This is a genomic window from Aeromonas sp. ASNIH8 (genome assembly GCF_002919855.1).
Taxonomy (GTDB): Bacteria; Pseudomonadota; Gammaproteobacteria; order Enterobacterales; family Aeromonadaceae; genus Aeromonas; species Aeromonas caviae.
On sequence record NZ_PQLN01000216.1, the window covers coordinates 1 to 1,385 of the forward strand.

Consider the following 1,385-nt stretch of genomic DNA (forward strand, 5'->3'; position numbering starts at 1 on the left):
GAGCTTGTTTACGCTGCTCCCGGCTCAGTTGTTCGTGTTCGACCAGCAGGCTTAGCCGCTCGATGAAGGGCAGCCCTTCGTAGGTACTTGCCTGTTCCAGTTGTTGTTGCACGGCATCCGCCATGCCAGTCAGTTTCAGGTGTCTCAAGCGGGTCAGCGTTTGTTGGGTCATGGGACGTATCCTCTTTAGTGGAAGCTCTGGGGGCCGCGGATGTTCTCGTGCTCTTGCGGCAGTTCTGGATAACTGAGCTGGCTTGCGGGCAGTTGGTCACGGCCACTGGCCAGCACCGACTTGAGCTGTTTGAGTCGCACCAGTCCTTCCCGATTAGCCAACTGGCAGCAGGCTTCAACCCGTGATGCTGGATACTCTCGACTAAGACTCAGTAGCCCCAGGCAGAGTCGGTATGCCTGCTCGGCATGGGCTTTCTCTTCCAGCCGTTCGCTAACCCAGCACAGGGTGCCCGGTCCGATGTCGGCAGCCCACTGCTTGAGACGCCCTGGCGTCCAGCGTTGCTGCTTGCTGTGACGTTCTGGCATGTGCTCAGGGAGTGTGCTCATCCCCGGGATGGTTTTACGCGGATGGCTCGCGACCAGCTGCTGCTGGTGATAGACCTGAAGCAGGGTATCGCCCGCATGGAGCTCCAGTTGCTGACCCACATACTGGTGCGGCACTGAGTAATGGTGCTGCTCATAGCTGACGTGATAGTCGATGTTGACCTTGACCGTTTTGATGGCGACATAGCGATAGGGATGCACCGGCAGTGGGCCCAGTGCCGGGCGGTCCAACTGCTCAAACGCTTCACGTCGGTTACCGGGCAGTTGCTTGAACGGGCGCTCGTTGAGCTCATTTAACAAAGCCCGGATGCACTGGTTGAGCTCGGCAAGCGAGAAGAAGGTCTGATGGCGTAGACGGGCCAGGATCCAGCGCTCGACGATCTGCACACCCACCTCGGCCTTGGCTTTGTCCTTGGGCTTGTAAGGACGAGCTGGCATCACCGCCACCTGATAATGCTCGGCCAACTGCTGGTAGCTGGGGTTGAGCTCGGGATCGTATCGGCAAGCCTTGCTGACACCGCTCTTGAGGTTGTCGGGGATCAGTAGTGCCGGTGTACCACCGAAAAACTCAAAGGCACGGACATGGCTTTGCAGCCAGTCCGGCAGTGACTGGGACCAGGTGGCCTCGGCAAAGGTGTAGTTGGACGCACCGAGCACGGCGACAAAGACTTGTGCCTGACGGACCTCACCCGTAGTCGGCGACACGATGGGCACCGTGGGCCCGCAGTAGTCGATAAAGAGCTTTTCCCCCGCCTTGTGGATCTGGCGCATGGAGCGCTTTTGCAACTGACACCAGGACTTGTAACGGTCACAGAACTGGGAGTAGCTGT

General features: G+C 59.0%; 2 protein-coding genes. Both read right to left on the reverse strand.

Going from position 1 to position 1,385, the window contains the following annotated elements; translation table 11 throughout:
* Window positions 1–172: ATP-binding protein (locus tag C3418_RS23505; RefSeq protein WP_181023152.1), on the reverse strand; the 172-nt coding region annotated here is incomplete at its 3' end.
* Window positions 173–186: 14 nt separating this feature from the next.
* Window positions 187–1,385 (reverse strand): IS21-like element ISAs29 family transposase (gene istA, locus C3418_RS23510; protein ID WP_103859377.1); only part of this gene is annotated, 1,199 nt, incomplete at its 5' end.